Annotated in this window: 23 protein-coding genes; 12 read left to right on the top strand and 11 right to left on the bottom strand. The window is 60.9% G+C overall.

The annotated features are described in order from the left end of the window. Positions 1–47: 47 nt before the first annotated feature. Positions 48–581 carry a winged helix DNA-binding protein gene (locus tag B9Z43_RS12305; RefSeq protein ID WP_108325995.1) on the bottom strand — a complete coding sequence of 178 codons (534 nt, stop codon included), beginning with the start codon at positions 579–581 and terminating at the stop codon, positions 48–50. Between the two features lie 209 nt (positions 582–790). Here B9Z43_RS12305 and B9Z43_RS12300 point away from each other — a divergent pair, with 209 nt between their 5' ends. From B9Z43_RS12300 to crcB, 5 genes are read left to right on the top strand one after another with little or no spacing between them, the layout of a single operon-like run. Continuing rightward, positions 791–1768 carry a TRAP transporter substrate-binding protein gene (locus B9Z43_RS12300; RefSeq protein ID WP_108325993.1) on the top strand — a complete coding sequence of 326 codons (978 nt, stop codon included), beginning with the start codon at positions 791–793 and terminating at the stop codon, positions 1766–1768. A 6-nt stretch (positions 1769–1774) separates the two neighbouring features. After that, entirely contained in the window at positions 1775–2341 is a 567-nt protein-coding gene (locus tag B9Z43_RS12295) for a TRAP transporter small permease (protein ID WP_108325991.1), read from the top strand. Continuing rightward, positions 2341–3651: a TRAP transporter large permease gene (locus tag B9Z43_RS12290; protein ID WP_108325989.1), complete on the top strand. Its 1311-nt coding sequence runs from the start codon at positions 2341–2343 to the stop codon at positions 3649–3651. Before B9Z43_RS12295 ends, B9Z43_RS12290 begins: the two co-directional genes overlap by 1 nt. A 60-nt stretch (positions 3652–3711) precedes the next feature. Continuing rightward, positions 3712–4683, top strand: coding sequence for a recombination-associated protein RdgC (locus B9Z43_RS12285; RefSeq protein WP_108325987.1), 972 nt, complete (start codon positions 3712–3714; stop codon positions 4681–4683). Between the two features lie 22 nt (positions 4684–4705). Further along, positions 4706–5095 carry a fluoride efflux transporter CrcB gene (gene crcB, locus B9Z43_RS12280; protein WP_108325985.1) on the top strand — a complete coding sequence of 130 codons (390 nt, stop codon included), beginning with the start codon at positions 4706–4708 and terminating at the stop codon, positions 5093–5095. A gap of 36 nt (positions 5096–5131) precedes the next feature. Here crcB and B9Z43_RS12275 read toward each other — a convergent pair whose 3' ends face one another. The 3 genes from B9Z43_RS12275 to B9Z43_RS12265 are packed head-to-tail and all read right to left on the bottom strand — an operon-like array spanning position 5132 to position 7406. Next, complete coding sequence (locus tag B9Z43_RS12275; RefSeq protein ID WP_233250158.1) at positions 5132–5929, bottom strand: substrate-binding domain-containing protein; 798 nt, start codon at positions 5927–5929, stop codon at positions 5132–5134. Between the two features lie 14 nt (positions 5930–5943). Then, complete coding sequence (locus tag B9Z43_RS12270; RefSeq protein WP_108326141.1) at positions 5944–6672, bottom strand: ATP-binding cassette domain-containing protein; 729 nt, start codon at positions 6670–6672, stop codon at positions 5944–5946. Further along, positions 6669–7406, bottom strand: coding sequence for an ABC transporter permease (locus tag B9Z43_RS12265; protein ID WP_108325980.1), 738 nt, complete (start codon positions 7404–7406; stop codon positions 6669–6671). The genes B9Z43_RS12270 and B9Z43_RS12265 overlap by 4 nt, the downstream gene beginning before the upstream one ends. Before the next feature lie 127 nt (positions 7407–7533). Here B9Z43_RS12265 and B9Z43_RS12260 point away from each other — a divergent pair, with 127 nt between their 5' ends. From B9Z43_RS12260 to B9Z43_RS12245, 4 genes are all read left to right on the top strand, one after another. Then, positions 7534–8631 (top strand): substrate-binding domain-containing protein, encoded by a 1098-nt coding sequence (locus B9Z43_RS12260; RefSeq protein WP_108325978.1) that lies wholly within the window; start codon positions 7534–7536, stop codon positions 8629–8631. A 205-nt stretch (positions 8632–8836) separates the two neighbouring features. Beyond that, positions 8837–9376: a TRAP transporter small permease subunit gene (locus tag B9Z43_RS12255; RefSeq protein WP_108326139.1), complete on the top strand. Its 540-nt coding sequence runs from the start codon at positions 8837–8839 to the stop codon at positions 9374–9376. A gap of 46 nt (positions 9377–9422) precedes the next feature. Continuing rightward, complete coding sequence (locus B9Z43_RS12250) at positions 9423–10931, top strand: TRAP transporter large permease subunit (RefSeq protein WP_108325976.1); 1509 nt, start codon at positions 9423–9425, stop codon at positions 10929–10931. 67 nt (positions 10932–10998) lie between these two features. Next, on the top strand, positions 10999–11481 hold the full coding sequence (locus tag B9Z43_RS12245; protein WP_108325974.1) for a hypothetical protein: 483 nt from the start codon (positions 10999–11001) through the stop codon (positions 11479–11481). A 52-nt stretch (positions 11482–11533) separates the two neighbouring features. Here B9Z43_RS12245 and B9Z43_RS12240 read toward each other — a convergent pair whose 3' ends face one another. The 4 genes from B9Z43_RS12240 to B9Z43_RS12225 form a co-directional block, all read right to left on the bottom strand. Then, complete coding sequence (locus B9Z43_RS12240; RefSeq protein ID WP_108325972.1) at positions 11534–12613, bottom strand: TRAP transporter substrate-binding protein; 1080 nt, start codon at positions 12611–12613, stop codon at positions 11534–11536. A 190-nt stretch (positions 12614–12803) separates the two neighbouring features. Next, a complete protein-coding gene (dxs, locus tag B9Z43_RS12235; RefSeq protein WP_108325970.1) occupies positions 12804–14648 on the bottom strand; it encodes a 1-deoxy-D-xylulose-5-phosphate synthase in 1845 nt (614 codons plus the stop codon). 4 nt (positions 14649–14652) lie between these two features. Beyond that, complete coding sequence (locus B9Z43_RS12230; protein ID WP_108325968.1) at positions 14653–15555, bottom strand: polyprenyl synthetase family protein; 903 nt, start codon at positions 15553–15555, stop codon at positions 14653–14655. Then, positions 15552–15803 (bottom strand): exodeoxyribonuclease VII small subunit, encoded by a 252-nt coding sequence (locus B9Z43_RS12225; protein WP_108325966.1) that lies wholly within the window; start codon positions 15801–15803, stop codon positions 15552–15554. The genes B9Z43_RS12230 and B9Z43_RS12225 overlap by 4 nt, the downstream gene beginning before the upstream one ends. Before the next feature lie 254 nt (positions 15804–16057). Between B9Z43_RS12225 and B9Z43_RS12220 the strand changes: the two genes are divergently transcribed. The 3 genes from B9Z43_RS12220 to B9Z43_RS12210 are packed head-to-tail and all read left to right on the top strand — an operon-like array spanning position 16058 to position 18962. Next, positions 16058–17185: an aromatic ring-hydroxylating dioxygenase subunit alpha gene (locus B9Z43_RS12220; protein ID WP_108325964.1), complete on the top strand. Its 1128-nt coding sequence runs from the start codon at positions 16058–16060 to the stop codon at positions 17183–17185. Positions 17186–17198: 13 nt separating this feature from the next. Next, positions 17199–18086: a DMT family transporter gene (locus B9Z43_RS12215; protein WP_108325962.1), complete on the top strand. Its 888-nt coding sequence runs from the start codon at positions 17199–17201 to the stop codon at positions 18084–18086. A gap of 15 nt (positions 18087–18101) precedes the next feature. After that, a complete protein-coding gene (locus B9Z43_RS12210) occupies positions 18102–18962 on the top strand; it encodes a sulfurtransferase (protein ID WP_108325960.1) in 861 nt (286 codons plus the stop codon). Between the two features lie 20 nt (positions 18963–18982). Here B9Z43_RS12210 and B9Z43_RS12205 read toward each other — a convergent pair whose 3' ends face one another. From B9Z43_RS12205 to B9Z43_RS12195, 3 genes are all read right to left on the bottom strand, one after another. Beyond that, positions 18983–19813 (bottom strand): ZIP family metal transporter, encoded by an 831-nt coding sequence (locus tag B9Z43_RS12205; protein ID WP_108326137.1) that lies wholly within the window; start codon positions 19811–19813, stop codon positions 18983–18985. Positions 19814–19882: 69 nt separating this feature from the next. Beyond that, positions 19883–20776: a dienelactone hydrolase family protein gene (locus B9Z43_RS12200; RefSeq protein WP_233250152.1), complete on the bottom strand. Its 894-nt coding sequence runs from the start codon at positions 20774–20776 to the stop codon at positions 19883–19885. 282 nt (positions 20777–21058) lie between these two features. Beyond that, positions 21059–21862: a molybdate ABC transporter substrate-binding protein gene (locus B9Z43_RS12195; RefSeq protein ID WP_108325953.1), complete on the bottom strand. Its 804-nt coding sequence runs from the start codon at positions 21860–21862 to the stop codon at positions 21059–21061. Position 21863: the final 1 nt, after the last annotated feature.

Here is a 21863-nt window from a genome sequence, read left to right as displayed (position 1 = left end):
GCATGGAATTTTCAAATTGCCCATGGCCGTATCCATCAAGGCCGAGGTCACAAAGAAGCCGCGGCACGCGCCGCTTGGTCGTACATGCCCGAGAGCACACGCAGCAACCGGGCCAACTCGCCAATGTCACGGTTCAGGCCATCGTCGGCCTTCAGGGCATCGATCAGGCAGCTTTCGCGGATTTCGCGGTAGCGCTGCACATAGGCGCGCCCTTCATCGGTCGCCGCATAGGTCACATCCTTGCCATTTTTTTGAGACATCACCACGCCCAAACCTTGCAGTTTTTTCAGGGCGTAATTCACCAGATGCGTGTCTTCGATGTTCATGATGAAACAGATGTCGGCCAGGCGCTTGTCGCGGGCGCGGTGCGTCACATGGTGCAGCACCAGCACATCCAACGGCGTCAAATCTTTCAGGCCTGCGGCGGCCATGCAGTGGATGATCCAGCGGTGAAAGGCGTTGCCCGCCACAATCAGGCCGAACTCGAACTCGCTCATCTCGGCGCTGTCGGGCGAGACCAAGTGGGCCGAAGAGACGATGGGGTTGGCGGCTTTGTTGGGGGCTGTATTTTTGCTGGGCATGGGCACACGCTTTCTGGGCACTGGAGGGAAAGTCTAGTCGCCATCATGACAATTTGCCAACAATTTGTTGACATTAAGGGAAATCACCGATCCCAAGCACGGGGCAACATGCCTACAGTGAACAACAGCCGACGCACCACCCGCGTGCACATCACGGGCACAGCTTTTGCTGTGCTTCTTGGCTTGGTCCCATCTACTCAGGAGTTTTCATGAAACGTCGCGCCCTCCACCTCAGCCTGCTGGCTGGCTTGCTCGCCCTCTCCGGTTTCGTCTCGGCCCAAACCAAATGGGACCTGCCTGCCGCTTACCCGGCCAGCAACTTCCACTCGCTGAACCTCGCTCAGTTCGCCACCGACGTGGACAAGGCCTCGGGCGGCAAGCTCAAGATCACGGTGCACGCCAACGCCTCGCTGTTCAAAGCGCCTGAAATCAAGCGCGCCGTGCAAGGTGGTCAGGCCCAGGCCGGTGAGATTTTGTTGGCCAACTTCAGCAACGAATGGCCCATCTACGCGGCCGACGGCCTGCCCTTTTTGGCCGACAGCTACGACGAAGGCATGAAGCTCTACAAAGCGCAAAAGCCACTGATGGAGAAGAAACTGGCCGAACAAGGCATGGTGCTGCTGTACTCGGTGGCCTGGCCCCCTCAAGGCATTTACAGCAAGAAGCCGCTCAACAGCGCCGCCGACCTCAAGGGCATCAAGTGGCGCTCCTACAGCCCGTCCACTGCACGCATTGCAGAACTGGTGGGTGCACAGCCTGTGACCGTGCAAGCGGCTGAATTCACCCAAGCTCTCGCCACCGGCGTGGTCGAGTCGACCATGACCTCGGGCGCGACCGGTGTGGACAGCAAGCTCTACGAACACCTCAAGTACTACTACGACGTGCAGGCTTGGCTGCCCAAGAACGCGGTGATCGCCAACAAGAAGGCTTTTGATGCGCTCGACAAGCCCACACAAGACGCCGTGATGAAGGCCGCCGCCGACGCTGAAAGCCGTGGCTGGAGCGAGTCGCGCAAAGTCAACGACACGACGCTGGCCACCCTCAAGGCCAACGGCATGACCGTGACCGCCCCATCGGCCCAGCTGAAAGCCGACATGGCCAAAGTGGGTGACACCATGCTCAAGGAATGGCTGGAGAAATCTGGTGCCGAGGGCAAAGCCTTGGTCGATGCCTACAACAAGAAATAAGCCCGCATGAGCACCAGCAGCACAGCCAGCGCCAGCTTTGGTCGGCGCTTTTTGAACGGTTTGTACCTCTTAGGAGGCAACCTGGCCGCCCTGTGCGTGCTGGCCATTTTGGTCTTGATGATCGCCGCATCGGTCGGTCGCGTGTTCGAGTGGCGCGTGTCCTGGGTCAACGACATCGTGGCCTGGCTGTGTGCGGCGGCGGCCTTTTTGGGCATGGCCTACAGCTTCCGCAACGGCGACTTTGTGCGGGTGACGCTGGTGCTTGAATCGGTGTCTGCGCCTGTGCGCCGCTGGCTGGAGTTGATCTCGCTTTCGGTGGCCGCCGTGGCCATTGGCTACCTGGGCTACTGGGCAGCGCGCTTCACCTGGGAGAGCTACGAGTTCAACGACATCGCGGGCAATATGGTGGCGATCCCGATCTGGATTCCACAAATGAGCTTTGTCATCGGCTCGGCCATTTTGGTGATCGCCGTGCTCGACGAGTGCGTGTGCGTGTTCCGGGGCGGCAAGCCCAGTTATGTGGCGCGTGTCGAAGAACGGCACGCCCGTGGTGATTTTTCTGAGGAATTGTGATGGGCCTGCTGGAAATCGGAGGCCTGCTCCTCTTTTTGATGTTGTTGATGCTCAGCGGCGGCGTGTGGATCGCCATGACGCTGGCCATTGTGGGCTGGGTCGGCCAGGCGTTTTTCACCAACACCCTGCCCGGCAAGAACCTGTTTTCCTCGTTCTGGGAAACCTCGGCCAGCTGGGAACTCGCAGCCTTGCCCATGTTCATCTGGATGGGCGAAATTTTGTACCGCACCAAGCTGTCCGAGCAGATGTTCGACGGCCTTTCGCCCTGGCTGTCCAAGGTGCCGGGCCGCCTGATGCACACCACCATTTTGGGTTGCGGCATTTTCGGCTCGGTTTCGGGCTCGTCTGCCGCCACCTGCGCCACGATCGCCAAAGTGGCCCTGCCCGAGTTGGAAAAGCGCGGCTACGACCGCAACATCGCCCTGGGCTCTCTGGCCGCTGCGGGCGGTTTGGGCATCTTGATTCCGCCGTCCATCACCATGGTGGTCTACGCCGTGGCGGCTGACGCCAGCGTGATCCGCTTGTTCCTCGCTGGCTTCTTGCCCGGCTTTTTGCTGATGGGCCTGTTCTCGGGCTACATCATCTGGTGGAGCCTGCGCAACCCCGACAAAGTGCCCCCACCCGAAGCGCCGACCACCTTCATGGAAAAAATGCGACGCTCGGGCAGCTTGATCCCATGTGGTTTGTTGATCGTGTTCATCGTCTGGGTGCTGGTGGCGGGCATCGCCACCGCCACCGAATGCGCGGCTTACGGCGTGCTGGGTTCGTTGGCGATTGCAGCCGCCGGGCGCAGCCTCACTTGGCAGAATTTTTGGCAAGGCCTGGTGGGCGCCACGCGGGTGAGCTGCATGATCATGTTCATCCTGGCGGGCGCGGCCTTCTTGACCAAGACCATGGCCTTCACCGGCATCCCGCGTGAGCTGGCCGAGTTTGTGCACAGCATGAACCTCTCGCCCTTTGGCCTGATCGGCGTGCTGGTGGTGGTGTATTTGATTTTGGGTACAGCGCTCGACGGCATCTCGATGATCGTGCTGACCAGCGCGGTGGTGTTGCCCATGATCCAGAAAGCCGGTTTCGATCTGGTCTGGTTCGGCATCTTCATCATCATGCTGGTCGAGATCGCCGAAATCACGCCGCCTGTGGGCTTCAACCTGTTCGTGCTGCAAAACATGACCGGCATCGACAGCAACCGCATTGCCAAGGTGACCGTGCCATTTTTCGTTTGCATGATTGTGGGCATTGTGTTGATCACGGTCTTCCCGTCCATCGTCACCAGCGTGCCCGATCTCTTGATGGGCGTGGCCCAGTAAAACCGCCCGCCCACTCCGGTAAGATGCCGCGCTGGCCCCTGTGGCATGAAAGAGTGACGGATGTTCAAAAATGTGATGGTTTACCGCATCGGCGAGGGCTTTGCCCCCACGCTCGCCGATGTGCAAGCGGCGCTGGAGCCCGCCCAGTTTGTTGAGTGCGGCGCCAGCCAGGAGAAATCCGTCGGCTGGATCCCCCCCCGAGGTGAGGCCTACGGTCCGCTGATCGAATCGGTGGGCGGTCAATGGATCGTCAAGCTGATGATCGAGTCCAAGGCCGTGCCCGGCAATGTGGTGCGCCGCAGAGCCGACGAGCGCATCGCCGAAATCGAAGCGGCCACCGGCCGCAAACCCGGCAAAAAAGAAAAGCGCGACATCATGGACGATGTGCTGATGTCGCTGCTGCCCCAAGCTTTTGCGCGCCAGTCCACAGTCATCGTGTGGATGGACCTGGAAAACCGCCGCCTGGTGCTCAACGCAGGCAGCCAAGGCAAGGCAGACGAAGTCATGTCGGCGCTGATGAATGTGTTGGCTGGCCTGTCGGTCTCACTGATCCAGACCGTGACCTCGCCCCAAGCCGCCATGACCCAGTGGCTGCTGGCCCCCACCGAAGACGAGTGGCCCGCCGACCTCACGGTGGAGCGCGAAACCGTGCTCAAGTCCACCGGTGAAGACGCGGCCAGCGTGCGCTTCACCCGCCACCACCTGGCCAACGACGATGTGCGCAAGCACGTGATGGAAGGCAAGCTGCCCACACAGCTGGCCCTGAGCTGGGACGGTCGCGTGGGCTTTGTTTTGACCGAGACCTTGCAGCTGAAAAAAGTGCAGTTCCTCGACGGCGTCATGGACGAGTCAGGTACCGACAAGAACGAAGACCGTTTCGATGGCGACGTCGCCCTGTCCACCGGCTTGCTCGGCCCCTTGCTGGACAGCCTGATCGAAGCGCTGGGTGGCGAGATGGAATTGGGCGCAGAGGCGGCACCCACATCACCAACCGTCACCACCGAAGCGGCTGACGACGACCCGCCTTTTTGAGCACCACTGACCAGGAGTGAACATGCCCTCTGTGATCGCGATTTGTCTGGGTGCCTGTGTGGGCGCTTTGTCACGCTGGCAGCTGGGCTTGTGGCTCAACCCTGGCGCGGCCAGTGCGGGGCTCATGCCCTGGGGCACCTTGGCCGCCAACTTGATCGGCGGTTATCTGGTAGGCGTGTGTGTGGGCGTCTTTCAGCAATTGCCCGACCTCGATCCAGTTTGGCGTCTGGCACTGGTCACGGGCTTTTTAGGCGCATTGACCACCTTTTCCAGCTTCTCGGCCGAAGTGGTGGCCATGCTGCAACAAGGACGCTACGCCTTTGCGGCAGGTACAGCATCGGTGCACCTGTTTGGCTCTTTGGCCTTGACGGTTTTGGGCATCAAAACAGTGACGCTATTCTGGGCGCGTTGAAGCCAGCCAGACCCGTGCGCGACACCGTTGCTGCACTTATTTGCCAGCGTTCGGGAAGAACAGCTGCTCGCCACCGATTTTGTATTCGCTGATGTTTGTCTGACCTGCAGGCGAAATGATCCAGTCCACAAACTTCTGCGCATCAGCCTGCTTGACGTGCGCATGCTTGGCGGGGTTGACCACCATCACGCCGTACTGGTTGAACAAGCGGTTGTCGCCCTCCACCAAAACGGCCAAATCGGCGCGGTTCTTGAAGTTGAGCCAGGTGGCACGGTCGGCCAACACATAGCCGCCTGAAGACGCTGCGATGTTCAAAGCCGGGCCCATGCCGCAGCCGCATTCCTTGTAGCCGCTGCCTTTTTTGTCCGCCAGATTGGCCATTTTCCAAAAACGCAGCTCGGCCGCATGCGTGCCGCTCTTGTCACCACGCGAGACAAAGGGCGCATTGCCTGCAGACAACTTGCTCAAAGCCGCCACGATGTCTTTGCCTTTGGTGCCTGCCGGGTCGGCCTTGGGGCCAATCAGCACAAAGTCGTTGTACATCACAGGCAAGCGCTTGAGGCCAAAGCCATCGGCCACGAACTTTTCTTCGGCCACTTGGTCGTGCACAAACACCACGTCAGCGTCACCGCGACGCGCCATGTCCAGCGCTTGACCCGTGCCCAGCGCCACCACTTTCACGTCCAGCCCACTGGCTTTTTTGAAGGCGGGCAGCAAGTGCGCGAACAAGCCCGATTGCTCGGTCGAAGTGGTGGACGACATCACGATCGATTGGGCTTGCGCCCAGACCGAGGTGGTGGCCAAAACGGCGCACACCAAAGCGCGACGGGTCATGGAAGTTTTGAAAGTCATGAAAGTTCTCCTTGAACAAAAGCATGGGCTGCCGGGCTGCGCTTGGACAGCTCGGCGGCATTGAAAAAATCATCAACAGGCAAGTCCGCTTCGATGCGACCACCCTGCAAATAGAGCACTCGACTGGCCAGGCGCTTGACCTGACCCAAGTTGTGACTGGCCCAGATCAAGGTCATGCGGCCATCGGCACCGTCCGTGAATTCAGCAATCAAGTTCTCCACTTCGCGCTTGGCATGTGGATCCAGGCTGGCGGTCGGCTCGTCCAGCAGCAGCACCTGAGGCTGGCGCGCCCAAGCTCGGGCGAGAGCCAGGCGCTGTTGCTGCCCACCCGACAGTTGGCGCCCCCCTTGGTGAGCCACACCCGTCAAACCGACTCGCTGCAAAGCCACAACCGCACGGGCCTTGGCTTGGGCCCACGACAAGCCCTGTCCACGGTCGAGCCAAAGCGCCAGCGCCACATTGTTCAGCGCCGAAGTGCGCAAAACGTGGGGCTTTTGAAACAACATGGCCTGACGCAACTCAGGATGCCAATGAATTTGCCCTTGGTGGGCCGGCAACAGGCCATGCAATGCACGCAGCAAAGTGCTCTTGCCCGAGCCATTCGAGCCCACAAGGGCCACGCGCTCACCCGGCTGGATCTGCACATCGATGCCATGCAGCACAGGGCTCGCCCCCAACTGCACACTCACCCCGTCCATTTGCACTGCGGCTCGCGCCCTTGTCATGTGACCCATCCTTTAGGGGTGTTCACGACTTGCCCTTGCCTGAATTCGGCCCACCGACGTACGGCCAGGACGAGCAAATTCAACAAGAGCACCACCCCCAACAAAACCAGCCCGAGCCCCAAGGCCAAGGGCAAGTCACCCTTGCTGGTCTCCAGCGCAATGGCCGTGGTCATGACACGGGTGAAGCCATCGATATTGCCCCCCACAATCATCACCGCCCCCACTTCGGAAATAGCACGGCCGAAAGCCGCAACGCCGATGGTCAGCAAGGCATAGCGCTCATCCCAGGCCAGCAGCACACCACGCAAACGAGGCCCGGCCCCCAGTGAAGCCCATTGTTCGCCGTGCTGGCGCTCCACATCCTCCACGACCTGACGGGTCAAAGCCGTGACCACCGGCAGCACCAAGACAAACTGGGCAAGAACCATGGCCTTGAAACTGAACATCCAACCCAAAAAGCCCAAAGGCCCGGTTCGTGACAACAGCAAATACACCACCAACCCCACCACAACCGAGGGCAATGCCAGCAAAGTGTTCAGTCCGATGAGCACCGCACCACGCCCGGCAAACCTGGCCACAGCCAGCCATGCGCCCAACAAAACACCCACGCCATACCCCAGCAAGCAAGCCGTGGCACTGACGGCGACAGACCGCCAGACCACCGCCCACAGGCCTGGATCCAGAGAAATGATGAGGTCGAACGCCGCCAAGGCGCTGTCGGTAAACGTATTCATAAAACAGCCTTGGATGCTATAGGAGCAATACGGCTTGGCCGTAAGGGATGTCCGCTATGAATTCAATTGCATACGCCAGACAGCCCCCTCAGATCACACCCGTTTTGATTCAGGCAAACTCCAAGCTGTGCGACACATTGATATTTCCTACAACTGGAGCCCCAACTCCAGTCCTGCGTTACTGCAAAACCAGACCTCACCGCTGCGCAACCCTTTGATGGATTTGCTACAGGCTGTGCGCAGTGCGGGCTCGATTTCGGCTGCAGCCAAAACAATGGGCTTGTCCTACCGCCATGTTTGGGGCGAACTCAAACGCTGGGAAGATGTGCTCAGCCAACCGCTCATCATTTGGGAAAAAGGCCAAGCCGCACAGCTGACCGAATTTGCCGACAAGCTCCTATGGGCCGAACGACAGGCACAAGCGAGGCTGACGCCCCAAATCAACGCTTTGCAAGCAGAGCTGGAAAAAACCTTTGCAGTGGCATTTGACCCCGACAGCCATTTGCTGACGCTGTATGCCAGCCATGACGATGGTTTGCTTGGCCTGCAAAACCATTGCGCCAGACAATCGCTGCACTTGGACATGCGGTTTTGCGGCAGTGTCGATGCGATTCGCGCACTCAACGAGGGACGTTGCATGGTGGCAGGCTTTCATGCACCGGTTGAGCCTGACAGCGATTCGCTGGTGGCGCGCACTTACCGTCCCCTGCTCAAAAGAGGCCAGCACAAGCTGATCAGCTTCGCCAGACGCGATCAAGGTCTGATGGTCCGCCCGGGCAATCCCCGCCAGCTCACCTCCTGGCAAGACATGACACGCCCGGATGTTCGCATCGTCAACCGTGCACTGGGCACGGGCACAAGGCTGCTGCTGGACCAATGGTTGCAAAGTCACGGCCTGTCGGGCTCGGCCATCCGCGGCTACGAACACGAAGAAAGCTCTCACGCAGGTGTGGCCGCCTGCGTGGCTGCAGGCCGTGCCGATGTTGGATTGGGCATCGCCTCAGCCGCACGCGCACAAAACCTCGACTTCGTGCCTTTGACTCAAGAAAACTACTGGCTCGTTTGCCTCAAAAGCGCCCTCGATACGCCGCCCATCGGGCAACTGCTGTCGGTGCTGCAGTCACAGCCCTGGCAACAACAAATCAACCAGTTGGCCGGCTACCAGGCGCCCGCGGACTGTGGGCAGATCCAATCCTTGAAGCTTCGCTTGCCATGGTGGAATTGATGTCGGGCGATCGGCCATACGTAGTACCACGTAGGCACGCCAAGCCAAGCTCGGAATTGAGGAGATTTAATTTCAAAGTGAGCAAATATCAGGCAAATATCGGTCGAGCCACAGACCTTCATTGTTAACATCGACAGGATTTGCCAAGTCTGCCCCTGAGGCATGGCTTTGTGCTTTTTTTATCTTGGTTAATTTGGAGACAATTTTGTCGACATTGCTTAAATTCGCCTTTGGTATCGATTGGCTCAACGACCGACTCGGTCGCCTGGCCACCTGGACCGTCTTGCTGGCAGCCCTCATCAGCGCGGGCAACGCCTTTGTGCGTTACGGCATTGACTGGAGCTCCAACGGCCTGCTCGAAATCCAGTGGTACCTGTTTGCCTGGATGGTCATGGTCGGTGCACCTTATGTCCTCAAAGTCAACGAACATGTGCGCGTGGACTTGGTCTACGGCAAGCTAACCGGCAACCGACCTGTTTACGTGGACATCTTTGGCATCGTGTTCTTCCTGATGCCGGTCATGGGTTTTCTGGCCTGGTTGTCGTTTCCTTACTTTTGGAACACGTTGGTGACGGGTGAGCACAGCAGCAACGCAGGCGGTCTGATCCGATGGCCCGCCACTTTGGCCATGCCCCTGGGCTTTGCGCTGGTCTTGCTGCAAGGCCTGGCTGAGTTGATCAAGCGGGTGGCCTTCCTGCGGGGCCAATACGCCATGGACACCCACTATGAAAAACCACTGCAGTGAGCGGTAACGCCACAACTGCTCTAAGACTCGCTGCAAGGAAATAAAAATGCAAATGGAAAATTTTGCGCCCATCATGTTTGTGGGCTTGGTGTTCGTGATGCTGATCGGCTTTCCGGTCGCCTTCTCTTTGGCCGCGCTGGGCCTGGCCAGCGGTTTCTTCGCCATCGAAATGGGCTGGTTCCCCACTGCTTTTCTGGGCAATTTGCCCATCTCGATCTTTTCGATCCTGAACAATGACCTGCTGCTGGCCATCCCCTTCTTCACCTTCATGGGCACCATCCTTGAAAAGTGCGGACTGGCCGAAGACATGCTGGACGCCATGGGCCAATTGTTTGGCCCCATCAAAGGCGGCCTGGGCTACTCGGTCATCATCGTGGGCTTCATCTTGGGGGCCATCACCGGCACCGTGGCCGGTCAAGTGATCGCCATGGCACTGATTTCACTGCCCGTCATGCTGCGCTACGGCTACAACACCCGTTACGCCACAGGCGTGCTGGCGGCGTCCGGCACCATCACCCAACTCGTGCCACCGTCACTCGTGTTGGTGGTGCTGGCCGACCAATTGGGTCGCCCTGTGGGTGACATGTACAAAGGCGCCTGGGGCCCCTCGCTGATGCAGATCGCCATGTTCGCGATCTACACCTACGCACTGGGTGTGTTCAAGCCCGAATACGTCCCCGGCGTGCCCAAAGAAGCCCGCACCCTGAACGGCTGGCCGCTGTGGCGCAAGTGCCTCAAAGGCATCATCCCCTCCGCTGTCTTGATCTTCACCGTGCTGGGCTCCATGGGCGGCTTGCCTTTCCAGGACCGCGCGATTGCCACACCCACCGAAGCCGGTGCCATGGGCGTGGTTGGCGCCTTGATTTTGGCAGCCATGCACAAACGCCTGACTCCAAAGCTGCTGTGGGAAGCCATGCACGGCACCATGCGCCTGACGGCCATGGTCGTGTTCATCCTGATCGGCTCGCGCGTGTTCAGCCTGGTCTTCCAGGGCGTGGACGGTGCCAAGTGGGTGGAGCATCTGCTGTCCGGCTTGCCGGGCGGCCAGGTGGGCTTTCTGATCGTGGTGAACGTCTTTGTTTTCTTCCTTGCCTTCTTCCTCGACTTCTTCGAGATCGCCTTCATCATCGTGCCCATGCTGGCGCCTGTGGCCGACAAAATGGGCATCGATCTGATCTGGTTTGGCGTGCTGCTGTGCGTGAACCTGCAGACCAGCTTCATGCACCCGCCGTTTGGTTTTGCGCTGTTCTATTTGCGCGGCATTGCCGACACCATGTTCAAGGAAAAACGGATTGCCGAACCCATCAAGACCAACGATATCTACATGGGCTCCATCCCTTGGGTGATCATGCAAATCCTGCTGGTCGTGATCGTGATCTTTGTGCCCCAGTCGGTCACCGCCTTCCTGGACAAGCCCCAAGTCATTGACATGAACTCTGTTGTGCTGGAGGCCGCCCCGGCTCCCGACGATGCACCACCACCCGATGCCAATGCCAATCCGCAAGCCCAGGATGATCCGATGAAGGACATACCCGGCGCCAGCGACAAGAAGTAAATCTGGTCATTGACAAGCACCTCGCCAGCACAGCTGCGAGGTGCTTTTTTCTTTCCCAAGCCCCCAAATGTCCTCTGCAGAACACCCCGTGCCAGCACAACCTCTGCCCTACCCCTATCAAGCACCGGCGCAAGCCATGTCGGCATCGGCGTTCGGACCCGTCTTCAAAGCCATCGCCTGGTTCATTGTGCTGGCTTTGCTGGTCTGGTTCTGGCGGCTGGACATGGCATGGCTGTCTCGACAAGGCGCTTGGTGCGGCGTGGTCTGGGCCATGCTGTGCTTCATTGTTTGGCACATTCAGCGCAGCCGCATCCAACTGGACCATGAAGCGATTGAGCAAAGCTGGATGTGGCAGCGCCGCGTCGCGTTGCGTGAATTGGCCTACGTGAAAATCATGCGCATCCGCGGCCTGGAGCATCTGGTGGCACCCCGCATCTATGTGCGCAACCTGGGCGGCACATTCACTTTCTTTTACTGCCACGACCGCGCCATGCTCGAAGAATTCACGCGCTTGGCCCAGGCGCTGCGCCAGCACGAACAACGGGTATAAAAAAACCCGCCGGGCTTGCGCACGGCGGGTGGTTTCAGCGGGCTGAAAAAGCTCAGAGCTTTTGAGCCTGCATGAAGCTGTCGAAACGGGCTTCACCGAAACGGAACCACCAGTTTTGCTCAGCGCGGAACTTGGAGTAGTCGTCATAGACTTTCTTCCAGTTCGGGTTCTTGGCGCTCAACTCGGCATAAACCTCTTGTGAGTGCTTGAAGGCCACGTCCATCATGTCCTTGGGGAAAGGCAGGACCTTGGTCTTCTGAGCAGCCAACTGCTTCAAAGCACCTGGGTTGTGTGCATCGTAGCGGGCCTGGATCTCGATGTGGGCCACAGCAGAAGCGGCTTCCACGATGGCTTTGTTCTCAGGCGACAGCGCGTCATAAGCCTTCTGGTTGACCATCAAAGTCAACTGAGGGCCACCTTCCCACCAGCCTGGGTAGTAATAGAACGGCGCCACTTTGTTCAGGCCCAGTTTCAGATCGTCATAAGGTCCGATCCACTCGGCGGCATCGATGGTGCCTTTTTCCAGCGACTGGTAAATCTCACCAGCGGGAATGTTCTGGGGCACCACGCCCATGCGCTCGAGCACTTTGCCAGCAAAGCCACCCACGCGGAACTTCAGGCCCTTGAGGTCAGCAGCCGATTTGATTTCCTTGCGGAACCAGCCACCCATTTGGGTGCCCGTGTTGCCCATCGCGAAGTTCACGATGTTGTACTTGGCATAGTGCTCGCGCATCAGCTTCATGCCGTTGCCTTCGAACATCCACGCCGTCATCTGGCGGCTGTTCAGGCCGAAAGGAATGGCGCAATCCAGGGCGAAAGTCTCGTCCTTGCCGAAGAAGTAGTAAGGCGCGGTGTGTGCGCATTCCACGGTGCCGTTTTGCACGCCGTCGAGCACGCCGAAAGCGGGCATCAACTCACCAGCTGCGTGGGTGGTGATCTCGAACTTGCCGCCGCTCATCTCCTTGACCTTCTTGGCGAAGACTTCAGAGCCGCCAAACAAGGTGTCCAAAGACTTGGGGAAGCTCGAAGCCAGGCGCCAGCGAATGGCGGCTTGCGCATGCACAGCAGGCGCGATGCCTGTAGCCAAAACACCAGCGATACCGGCATTTTTCAGAATGGAACGACGATCCATGGAATAACTCCTCATTGAAAAATAAACATGCCCCAGACTGCGGAGCATGGACTTATTGGGGTCGGTCTATTCTAGAAAGATCCAGAGCCTGTTCAGGCTCGGGTTTACCCTTTTTGTCAGATTTCGCCCCACGAACACCCCAAGCCTTGAAAGTCATTTGACTTTCATCAATGGGCCTCAGCCAAGCGCATCAGGCAAAACGCTTTCGGATCGACGCTTCCATGCCCGCCGCATCCAGTCCTTGCGCTGCCAACAGTTGGGCATGGTCGCCGTGCTCGATGAACACATCGGGCAAACCCAAATGCAGCACAGGCCGCACCAGACCCAGCTGCTGCAAGGCTTCGGCCACGGCGCTGCCTGCGCCGCCCATGATGCTGCCTTCTTCCACCGTCACCAGTTGGGCGTGGTCCTGGGCCACCTTCGCCAGCATCTCAGTGTCCAGCGGCTTGACCCAGCGCATGTTGACCACCGTGGCATTCAAGGCTTCGGCGGCCTTCAAGGCCGGGGCCAGCAAGGTGCCAAACGCGAGGATGGCGATGCCTTGGCCCTGACGGCGGATCTCGGCTTTGCCAAAAGGCAAAGCGTTCAAATCGGCATCGGGCACCGCGCCCACCCCCGCGCCACGCGGATAGCGCACCGCCACCGGATGGTTCTGGGCATAAGCCGTGCTCAGCAGCTGGCGGCATTCGCGCTCGTCGGCCGGGCAAGCCAGGCTCATGTTGGGGATGCAGCGGATGAAAGCGATGTCGTACGCGCCCGCATGGGTCGCGCCATCGGCACCGACAAGTCCTGCGCGGTCGATCGCGAACACCACCGGCAAATTCTGCAGCGCCACATCGTGGATCAGCTGGTCATAAGCGCGCTGCAAGAAGGTGGAGTAAATCGCCACCACCGGCTTGAGGCCTTCGCAGGCCATGCCCGCAGCGAAGGTGACGGCGTGCTGCTCGGCAATGCCCACGTCGTAATAACGATCGGGAAACCGGCGGTGGAACTCCACCATGCCCGAGCCCTCGCGCATGGCGGGGGTGATGCCCACCAAGCGCTTGTCTTGCTGCGCCATGTCGCACAGCCACTGACCAAACACCTGGGTGAAGGTGGTTTTGGCCGGTGTGGTCGATGGCACCAGGCCAACCGCGGGGTCGAACTTGCCGGGGCCATGGTAGGCCACCGGATCGGCCTCGGCCAGCTTGTAGCCCTGGCCTTTTTTGGTGACCACATGCAAAAACTGCGGGCCATCGAGGTGCTTGATGTTTTCCAGCGTCGGGATCAGCGATTCGAGATCGTGCCCGTCGATCGGGCCGATGTAGTTGAAGCCGAATTTTTCGAACAGCGTGGCGGGCACCACCATGCCCTTGGCATGCTCTTCGAGGCGCTTGGCCAGCTCAAACAGCGGCGGCGCGTTCTTGAGCACGTTCTTGCCCACATTTTTGGCGGCCGAATAAAACTTGCCGCTCATCAGCTGCGCCAGATAGCGGTTCAAAGCCCCCACCGGCGGGCTGATCGACATGTCGTTGTCGTTCAGGATCACCAGCAGCTTGCACTCTTCGACGCCCGCGTTGTTGAGCGCCTCAAACGCCATGCCCGCGGTCATCGCGCCATCGCCGATCACGGCGATCGAGTGGCGCGATTCGCCCTTTTGGCGGGCGGCCAGTGCCATGCCCAAGGCCGCCGAAATGCTGGTGGACGAATGGCCCACGCCAAAGGTGTCGTACGCGCTCTCGTCACGGCGCGGAAAGCCCGACAAACCGTTCAGCTGGCGCAAGCTGGGCATGCGCTCACGACGGCCCGTGAGGATTTTGTGCGGGTAAGTCTGATGCCCCACGTCCCAGACGATGCGGTCTTCGGGCGTGTTGAACACATAGTGCAAGGCCACCGTCAGCTCCACCGTGCCCAGGTTCGAGCTCAGGTGGCCCCCGGTCTTGGAGACGTTGTCGAGCACACAGGCCCGCAGCTCTTGCGCGAGGGCGGGCAAATCGGTGCGCGACAACTGGCGCAAATCGGCCGGAGACTGGATGGCGGGAAGGAATTCGGTCATGGCATCAATGGGTTCGCTGGACCACCATGTCGCACAGGCCGCGCAAAGCGGCCAGGCGTTCGGCGGGCAAGCCGGTATCTTGCAAAGCTTGTGCAGCCTCGGCCGCCAGCTGGTCGGCCAGGCGCTGCGCGGGCTCCAGGCCCATCAGCGCCACATAAGTGGGTTTGTCGGCAGCGGCGTCTTTGCCCGCCGTCTTGCCCAAGGTGGCCGAGTCGGCCGTCACATCCAGGATGTCATCGACCACCTGGAAGGCCAGGCCCATGGCCTCGCCAAACTGCTGCAAAGCCGACTGGGCTGCGGGCGACACATCGCTGCCGCAGGCCGCACCCATCTGCACACTGCACAACAACAAAGCACCGGTTTTGAGGCGGTGCATCTGGCGCAGCTGCGCCTCGGTCAAGCGCTGGCCCACACTGGCCAGATCGATCGCCTGGCCACCGGCCATGCCCTGGTAACCCGATGCACGGGCCAACAAGCCCACACAAGCGGCCTGCACAGAAGCGCTCACGCTGCCGTCTTCGGGGGTGAGGAATTCAAAGGCCAAGGTCTGCAAAGCGTCCCCGGCCAACAAAGCCTGGGCCTCGCCAAACTGCACATGCACCGTGGGCTTGCCCCGGCGCAGCACATCGTTGTCCATGCACGGCATGTCGTCGTGCACCAAAGAATAAGCATGGATCAGCTCAATGGCGCAGGCCGCACGCAAGGCCGCTGCCATGTCGCCACCCACCGCCTCGGCGGTGGCCAGCACCAGCAAGGGGCGCAGGCGCTTGCCGCCGTCCAGCACCGCGTAGCGCATGGCCTGGCCCAAATCGGCGGGCGACTGTGCGGCGATGCCATCGGTCAAAGCCGCTTCCACACGCGCCAGATGCGGCTGCATCCAGGCTTTCAAATCAAACAGTGTGCTCATGCGCCCGTCCAGGGTTTGAGTTGGCCGTTGTCCAAGACCTTGATCTGGTCTTCCACCGCCTTGAGCTTGTCGCGGCAAAAACCGAGCAAGCTGGCACCGCGCTGGTAACCCGTGAGCAACTGGTCCAAAGGCATCTGCCCCGACTCCAGCTGGGCCACCAACTGCTCCAGCTCGGACAAAGCCGCCTCATAAGTGGCCGGCAAGTCCTGCACGGCGTCTGAAGTCTCGGTTTTGGAAGCCTTGGGCATGGGTGGTCCGCGCAAAAAGACTGATTTTAGGCGCTTCCCCTGAGCCAAACTGACAGCCATGCACGCCTCAAGGACAAATCAAGGCCCAGCCGCCAACACGGCTCTGCCATGGCGAGCACGGCACGCCAACCCCCTCAAGGTACAATCACGGGTTCCCCGGCAGGCCTGTTCCTGCCGTTTTTTGCGCCCAAATCGCAGGATTTGGCGCTTTGTCCCTGCCCCTTCATAGGGGGAGTCTCTAGGTCAGGTCACCCATGTCTGATTTAAGTCTTCAACTGCAGCAGGCCGCAAGCCAACTACCAGTTTCCACTTATTTCGATGAGGCGCTGTTCCAGCGCGAATTGAAAACGCTCTTCCAGCAAGGCCCCCGCTACGTGGGCCACCAACTGGCAGTGCCCAACCCGGGCGACTACTACGCCCTGCCCCACGAGGGCGAAGGCCGCGCCTTGGTGCGCAACGCCCAAGGCGGGGTGGAGCTCGTCTCCAACGTCTGCCGCCACCGCCAGGCCGTCATGTTGAACGGCCGGGGCAACCTGGCCACACAGCAAAAAGGCAGCGCGGGCGGCAACATCGTCTGCCCCCTGCACCGCTGGACCTACGCGCCCAACGGGCAACTGCTGGGCGCACCGCACTTCTCGCACGACCCCTGCCTGAACCTGAACAACTACAAGTTGCAAGAGTGGAACGGCCTGCTGTTTGAAGACAACGGCCGCAGCATCGCTGCCGACCTGGCCGGCATGGGCCCGCGCAGCCAACTGGACTTTTCGGGCTACGCGCTCGACCGCGTCGAGCTGCACGAATGCAACTACAACTGGAAGACCTTCATCGAGGTCTATCTGGAGGACTACCACGTCGGCCCCTTCCACCCGGGGCTGGGCCAGTTCGTCACCTGCGACGACCTGAGCTGGGAGTTCAAGGAACACTATTCGGTGCAAACCGTGGGCGTCTCGGGCGGCTTTGGCCAGCCCGGCTCCGACACCTACAAAAAGTGGCACGAAGTGCTGCTGAAATACCGCAACGGCCAATTGCCCGAGCGCGGCGCGATCTGGTTGACCTATTACCCGCACATCATGGTCGAGTGGTACCCGCATGTGCTGACCGTGTCGACCCTGCACCCGATCAGCCCCAGCAAAACGCTGAACATGGTCGAGTTCTACTACCCGGAAGAGATCGTCGCCTTTGAGCGCGAATTCGTCGAAGCCCAGCAAGCGGCCTACATGGAAACCTGCATCGAGGACGACGAGATCGCCGAGCGCATGGACGCGGGCCGCAAAGCCCTGCTGGCACGCGGCGACAACGAAGTGGGTCCTTACCAAAGCCCCATGGAAGACGGCATGCAGCACTTCCACGAGTGGTACCGCCGCCAGATGAACACGCGCTGAGCCGACTGCCCCGATGCAAGCCTCCTGGATGATCCTGGCGTCGCTGTTCTTTGCGACCATGAGCGTGTGCATCAAGTTCGCAGCCAGCCACTTCAACACCTTTGAGCTGGTCTTCTACCGAGGCCTGATCGGCATGGTCGTCATGGCCAGCCTGTGCCGGGCACAGGGCGTGTCCATCCGCACGCCCGTGCCGCTGATGCACGTCTGGCGCTCGGTCATCGGCGTCACTTCACTGTCCGCCTGGTTCTACGCCATTGCCCACCTGCCCCTGGCCACCGCCATGACGCTCAACTACATGAGCGGCGTCTGGGTGGCAGCCTTTTTGGTAGGCGGCACCTTGGTCATGGGCCGCCTGCAAGACGCCAGCCGCCAAGGCCCCGTGGTGCTCACGGTGCTGACGGGTTTTGCCGGGGTGATCATGATCTTGCGCCCCACCATCGAACAAAACCAGCTGTTTGCCGGCGTGATCGGCTTGCTCTCGGGCCTGGGCGCAGCATTGGCCTACATGCAGGTGGCGGCTCTGGGCCGCATGGGCGAGCCCGAGTCGCGCACCGTGTTTTATTTCTCGATCGGCACCACCATCGTGGGCGGCACGGCCATGCTGTTCACCGGCGCCAGCGACTGGGTCTGGCCGCATGCGCTGTGGCTGCTGCCCATTGGCCTGCTGGCCGCATTGGGCCAGCTGTGCATGACCAAGGCCTACACCCGGGGCGCCACCATGCTGGTGGCCAATTTGCAATATTCGGGCATTGTGTTTGCCGCGCTGTACGGCTTGTTCTTGTTTGGCGACCTGATCCCGCTGATTGGCTGGACCGGCATGGCCTTGATCATCGCCAGTGGTATCGCCGCCACCGCCCTGCGCAAACGCGCCCTGCCCCAAGCCCCCGCTGAAGAACACTGACACAGGAGATTGACCATGTACCCCTTGCTGATCACCGCCGCCCAATTGCAAGCCTTGAAGCAGTCAGGCCAGAACTTGGCCGTGCTCGACTGCAGCTCGGACCTGATGAAGCCCGAGACGGCCGACAGCATGTTCGAGTCAGAGCACATTGCCGGTGCCCTGCAAGCGCACCTGGACCGCAACCTCAGTGCCCACCATGACGCAGACGCCGTCAATGGCGGCCGCCACCCCTTGCCCGCCCGCGAAAAAGTGGCCGCCTGGTTGGGCAGCCAAGGCATTGGCAACGACACCCAGGTCGTGGTGTACGACCGCCAAGCCGGCAACTACTGCGGCCGCCTGTGGTGGATGCTCAAATGGCTGGGGCATGACGCCGTGGCCGTGCTCGACGGCGGCCTGCAAGGCTGGAAAGCCGCTGGCGGCGCTGTGGCTTCAGGCCCCGCCCAAGCGGCTGGTACAGCCGTCAACTTTGCCGTCAAAACGCCCCTGCGTCAGTTGGTGATGATCGACAGCGTGGTGGAACAACTCGGCCGCCCCACACAAACCGTGGTCGATGCCCGTGGCGCCCCGCGCTACCGTGGCGAGGTCGAGCCGCTGGACCCAATTGCGGGCCACATTCCCGGCGCACTCAACCGCCCCTTCACCGACAACTTCACACCCGAAGGCTTCTTCAAAAGCGCCGACGTGCTCAAGGCCGAATGGGACAGCGTGTTGGCTGGCCGCAGCGCCAGCACCGTGGTGCACCACTGCGGCAGCGGCGTGAGCGCCGTGCCCAACCTGATCGCCATGGAGCTGGCGGGCTATGGCCCCACAGCCCTTTATGCGGGCAGCTGGAGCGAATGGAGCCGCACCCCCGGCCTGCCCTGCGCCCAAGGCTGAACGACCGGCTTTTGAGCGGCTCAGCCCCGGTGGGCCAACAGGCTCACCGCCATGACCATGGCCATGCCGCCCACCAGCCAAATGATTTGCGCGGCCGTCTCTTTGGCGCTCAGGCGCTTTTGCAACTGCGGAATCAAATCGGCCAGCGCCACATAAATGAAGCTGCTGCTGGCCACCACCAAAAAGTAAGGCAAGGCGCCGTGCAAGGCATCGACCAGCACATAGCCCAAGGCCCCACCCAAAGCCGTGATGGCCCCGGCCATCGACACCTTGAGCACCGCCGCCTGGCGGTTGCTGCTGCCTTGGCGCAAAACCACCAAGTCGCCCATGTGGTGCGGCACCTCGTGGGCCAGCACGGCCAATGCAGCGATCACGCCCAACTGCAAATCGGCCATGAAGGCCGACGCAATCAAAATGCCATCGCCAAAGCAATGCACGCTGTCGCCTGCCAGCACCGCCCAATGACCCGCTGAGCGCTCACCGCCGTGGGCATGGCCCGCATGGTCGTGGTGGGCATGGCCCGCATGGTCGTGGTGGGCATGCCCTGAATGGTCATGGTCGTGGTGCCCGTGGTGGTGCTCATGCCCGTGGTGCCACAGCTCGGCCTTGTCGAGCAAAAAGAAAAACACCAAGCCCAAAAGCAGCGTCAAAAACAGCGCATGCGGCCCCACATCGGACTCGAACGCCTCGGGCAGCAAATGCAAAAACGCCGTGGCCAGCAAAGCCCCTGCGGCCAAACTCAGCATGTGCTGCGTGTAACGGCTGATCACGCCAAAGCTCAGCCAGGCCGCCAACCAAACACTGCCGATACCGGCCACCAAGGTGCCGATCAAAATTGCCAATAGAGTCATTTTTCCATCCGGGGTGATCCACACACCCCCAAAACAAACCGCCCCAAAGGGCGGTTTTTCATCCATTCATCAAGCCACGCCTTGCCGCTTGAGCCAGGCCAGCAAACGCTGCCAACCGTCCTCGGCTGCCGCTTGGCGGTAGCTGGGCCGGTAGTCGGCATGAAACGCGTGGGGGGCCTCAGGATAAACCACAAACTCGCTGGCTTTGCCAGCGGCCGTGCCCTTGGCCAGCTCGGCTTTCATCTTATCAAGCGTGTCAAGGGGAATACCGGTATCTGCCGCACCATACAGGCCCAGCACCGGCGCCTTGATGTTGGCGGCCAGCGCCACAGGGTGCTGCGGCGTCTGGGGCGTGGCGGCCCCCACCAAACGGCCATACCAAGCCACAGCGGCCTTGAGCTTGGGCTGGTGCGCGGCATACAGCCAAGTGATGCGGCCACCCCAGCAAAACCCGGTGATCGCCAGCTTGTCGGTGTTGCCGCCGTTGGCTGCGGCCCAAGCCACGGTGGCGTCCAGGTCGCCCATCACCTGCGCATCGGGCACCTTGGCAATGATTTCGGACTGCAGCTTGGCCAACTCGCCGTATTCGCTCGGATCGCCCTGTCGCACAAACAGCTCGGGCGCAATGGCCAAATAACCGGCCTGCGCCAAGCGGCGCGTCACATCGGCGATGTACTCGTGCACGCCAAAGATTTCCGAAATCACCAAGACCACCGGCAAATGGGTCTTGCCCGCTGGGGCACTGCGAAAAGCCGGCATCTTGAAACCATTCACATCGATGGTCACCTCGCCCGTGACCAAGCCGGTCGATGGCGTCTTGATGGCCGTCTGCGCCATCACCGTGCCCGCCGCAGCGGCATAACCCACCCCCAAAGCCAGCTGCAAAGCTTGGCGGCGCGTGCTGCCGTCAAACGAACTTTTGCCCAGCAAAGCTTGGGCATCCTGAATCAGATCGTGGTTCACAAGGGACTCCTTGAATAGGGGAAAGGCGGGATCTTTGCACAAATCATTTGATCCCGCACCGCCTGAGCCAATGTCCTCCTGGAAGGCCTCAGCAAATGTCATCCCGCACCGCCTCGGTAAATGTCATCCCGGACTTGATCCGGGATCCAGGATTCACAACCGGCATTCTCAAAAGAGCGCTGCCCAGTGGATCCCGGGTCTTCGCCCGGGATGACAAAAAGGGTCTTCGCCCGGGATGACAAAAAGGGTGTTCCCCCGGGATGACAAGAAAAGAAGCCCAGATCAAGGACTGCCAAACCCATACCGCGCAAACACAGCCTGTGCGCTGGGCGCGAGCAAGGCGTCGGCAAAGGCCTGTGCGGCCGGGTGGGTGCCACGGCGCACGGTGAGGCCGTAGTCTGCGGACACCTGCAAATTGGGCGGCACCGCCACGATCTTCAGGCGGGGCACCTCTTGTTGGGCAGACACCGCGTTGGTGCAATAGGTCAAGAAAACATCGGCCTGTCCTTGGTCCATGACCCAAGCGTAAGTGCCGCGACCTGCCGGGGGCTTGGGCGAACTGGGGCCTCCCGTCAGCTGCAAAGCCTTGCGCTCCAGCGTGGCGTAAGCGCCAGCGCTGACCGCATCGGCCCTGCGAAACAGCGCCCAGGCGTAGTCACCGGCCGGGTCGGCCTTGGGGGTGCTGGTGCCCACACGCACCGCCGGATCGAGCAAAGCGCCCAGCAAACGCTCGGGCGTGAGGTTGAGGTTCGCTTGGGTGATCGCACACAGTTGGTTGCGCACAAACACGCGTGGCGGGCTCCAACTGCCGGCGTCGGCCAGCTTTTGCGGGTGCCCCATGTCGGCCGAGGCAAAGACCTGGGCCGCTTCGCCCTTTTCGATGCGCTCGCGCAGCAGCCCCGAGGCCGCAAAAGACAAGTTCAGTTTTTGGCCGGTGCGGGCCTCATGCGCCTTGGCGATGTCGGTCATCGCCTCGCGCAAGCTGCCAGCGGCCACCACGGCAATGGGGTCAGCACTCAAAGGCATTGGGGGCGTGGCGCAAGCCGTGAGCCAGCAAGTGGCCATCAGCGCAGTGATTGATCGCATG

The sequence above is a fragment of the Limnohabitans sp. MMS-10A-192 genome (assembly GCF_003063335.1).
In the GTDB taxonomy this organism is placed as follows: Bacteria; Pseudomonadota; Gammaproteobacteria; order Burkholderiales; family Burkholderiaceae_C; genus Limnohabitans_A.
This window is presented reverse-complemented; position numbering and strand designations above follow the sequence as displayed.

Coding starts and splice junctions, on each gene's coding strand:
- B9Z43_RS12220 (WP_108325964.1), top strand. CDS start 16,058: ATGTCTGATTTAAGTCTTCAACTGCAGCAGGCCGCAAGCCAACTACCA.
- B9Z43_RS12265 (WP_108325980.1), bottom strand. CDS start 7,406: ATGAATACGTTTACCGACAGCGCCTTGGCGGCGTTCGACCTCATCATT.
- crcB (WP_108325985.1), top strand. CDS start 4,706: ATGCCCTCTGTGATCGCGATTTGTCTGGGTGCCTGTGTGGGCGCTTTG.
- B9Z43_RS12295 (WP_108325991.1), top strand. CDS start 1,775: ATGAGCACCAGCAGCACAGCCAGCGCCAGCTTTGGTCGGCGCTTTTTG.
- B9Z43_RS12210 (WP_108325960.1), top strand. CDS start 18,102: ATGTACCCCTTGCTGATCACCGCCGCCCAATTGCAAGCCTTGAAGCAG.
- B9Z43_RS12230 (WP_108325968.1), bottom strand. CDS start 15,555: ATGAGCACACTGTTTGATTTGAAAGCCTGGATGCAGCCGCATCTGGCG.
- B9Z43_RS12250 (WP_108325976.1), top strand. CDS start 9,423: ATGCAAATGGAAAATTTTGCGCCCATCATGTTTGTGGGCTTGGTGTTC.
- B9Z43_RS12300 (WP_108325993.1), top strand. CDS start 791: ATGAAACGTCGCGCCCTCCACCTCAGCCTGCTGGCTGGCTTGCTCGCC.
- B9Z43_RS12270 (WP_108326141.1), bottom strand. CDS start 6,672: ATGACAAGGGCGCGAGCCGCAGTGCAAATGGACGGGGTGAGTGTGCAG.
- B9Z43_RS12195 (WP_108325953.1), bottom strand. CDS start 21,862: ATGCGATCAATCACTGCGCTGATGGCCACTTGCTGGCTCACGGCTTGC.
- B9Z43_RS12205 (WP_108326137.1), bottom strand. CDS start 19,813: ATGACTCTATTGGCAATTTTGATCGGCACCTTGGTGGCCGGTATCGGC.
- B9Z43_RS12240 (WP_108325972.1), bottom strand. CDS start 12,613: ATGGATCGTCGTTCCATTCTGAAAAATGCCGGTATCGCTGGTGTTTTG.
- B9Z43_RS12275 (WP_233250158.1), bottom strand. CDS start 5,929: ATGACCCGTCGCGCTTTGGTGTGCGCCGTTTTGGCCACCACCTCGGTC.
- dxs (WP_108325970.1), bottom strand. CDS start 14,648: ATGACCGAATTCCTTCCCGCCATCCAGTCTCCGGCCGATTTGCGCCAG.
- B9Z43_RS12215 (WP_108325962.1), top strand. CDS start 17,199: ATGCAAGCCTCCTGGATGATCCTGGCGTCGCTGTTCTTTGCGACCATG.
- B9Z43_RS12290 (WP_108325989.1), top strand. CDS start 2,341: ATGGGCCTGCTGGAAATCGGAGGCCTGCTCCTCTTTTTGATGTTGTTG.
- B9Z43_RS12305 (WP_108325995.1), bottom strand. CDS start 581: ATGCCCAGCAAAAATACAGCCCCCAACAAAGCCGCCAACCCCATCGTC.
- B9Z43_RS12285 (WP_108325987.1), top strand. CDS start 3,712: ATGTTCAAAAATGTGATGGTTTACCGCATCGGCGAGGGCTTTGCCCCC.
- B9Z43_RS12225 (WP_108325966.1), bottom strand. CDS start 15,803: ATGCCCAAGGCTTCCAAAACCGAGACTTCAGACGCCGTGCAGGACTTG.
- B9Z43_RS12245 (WP_108325974.1), top strand. CDS start 10,999: ATGTCCTCTGCAGAACACCCCGTGCCAGCACAACCTCTGCCCTACCCC.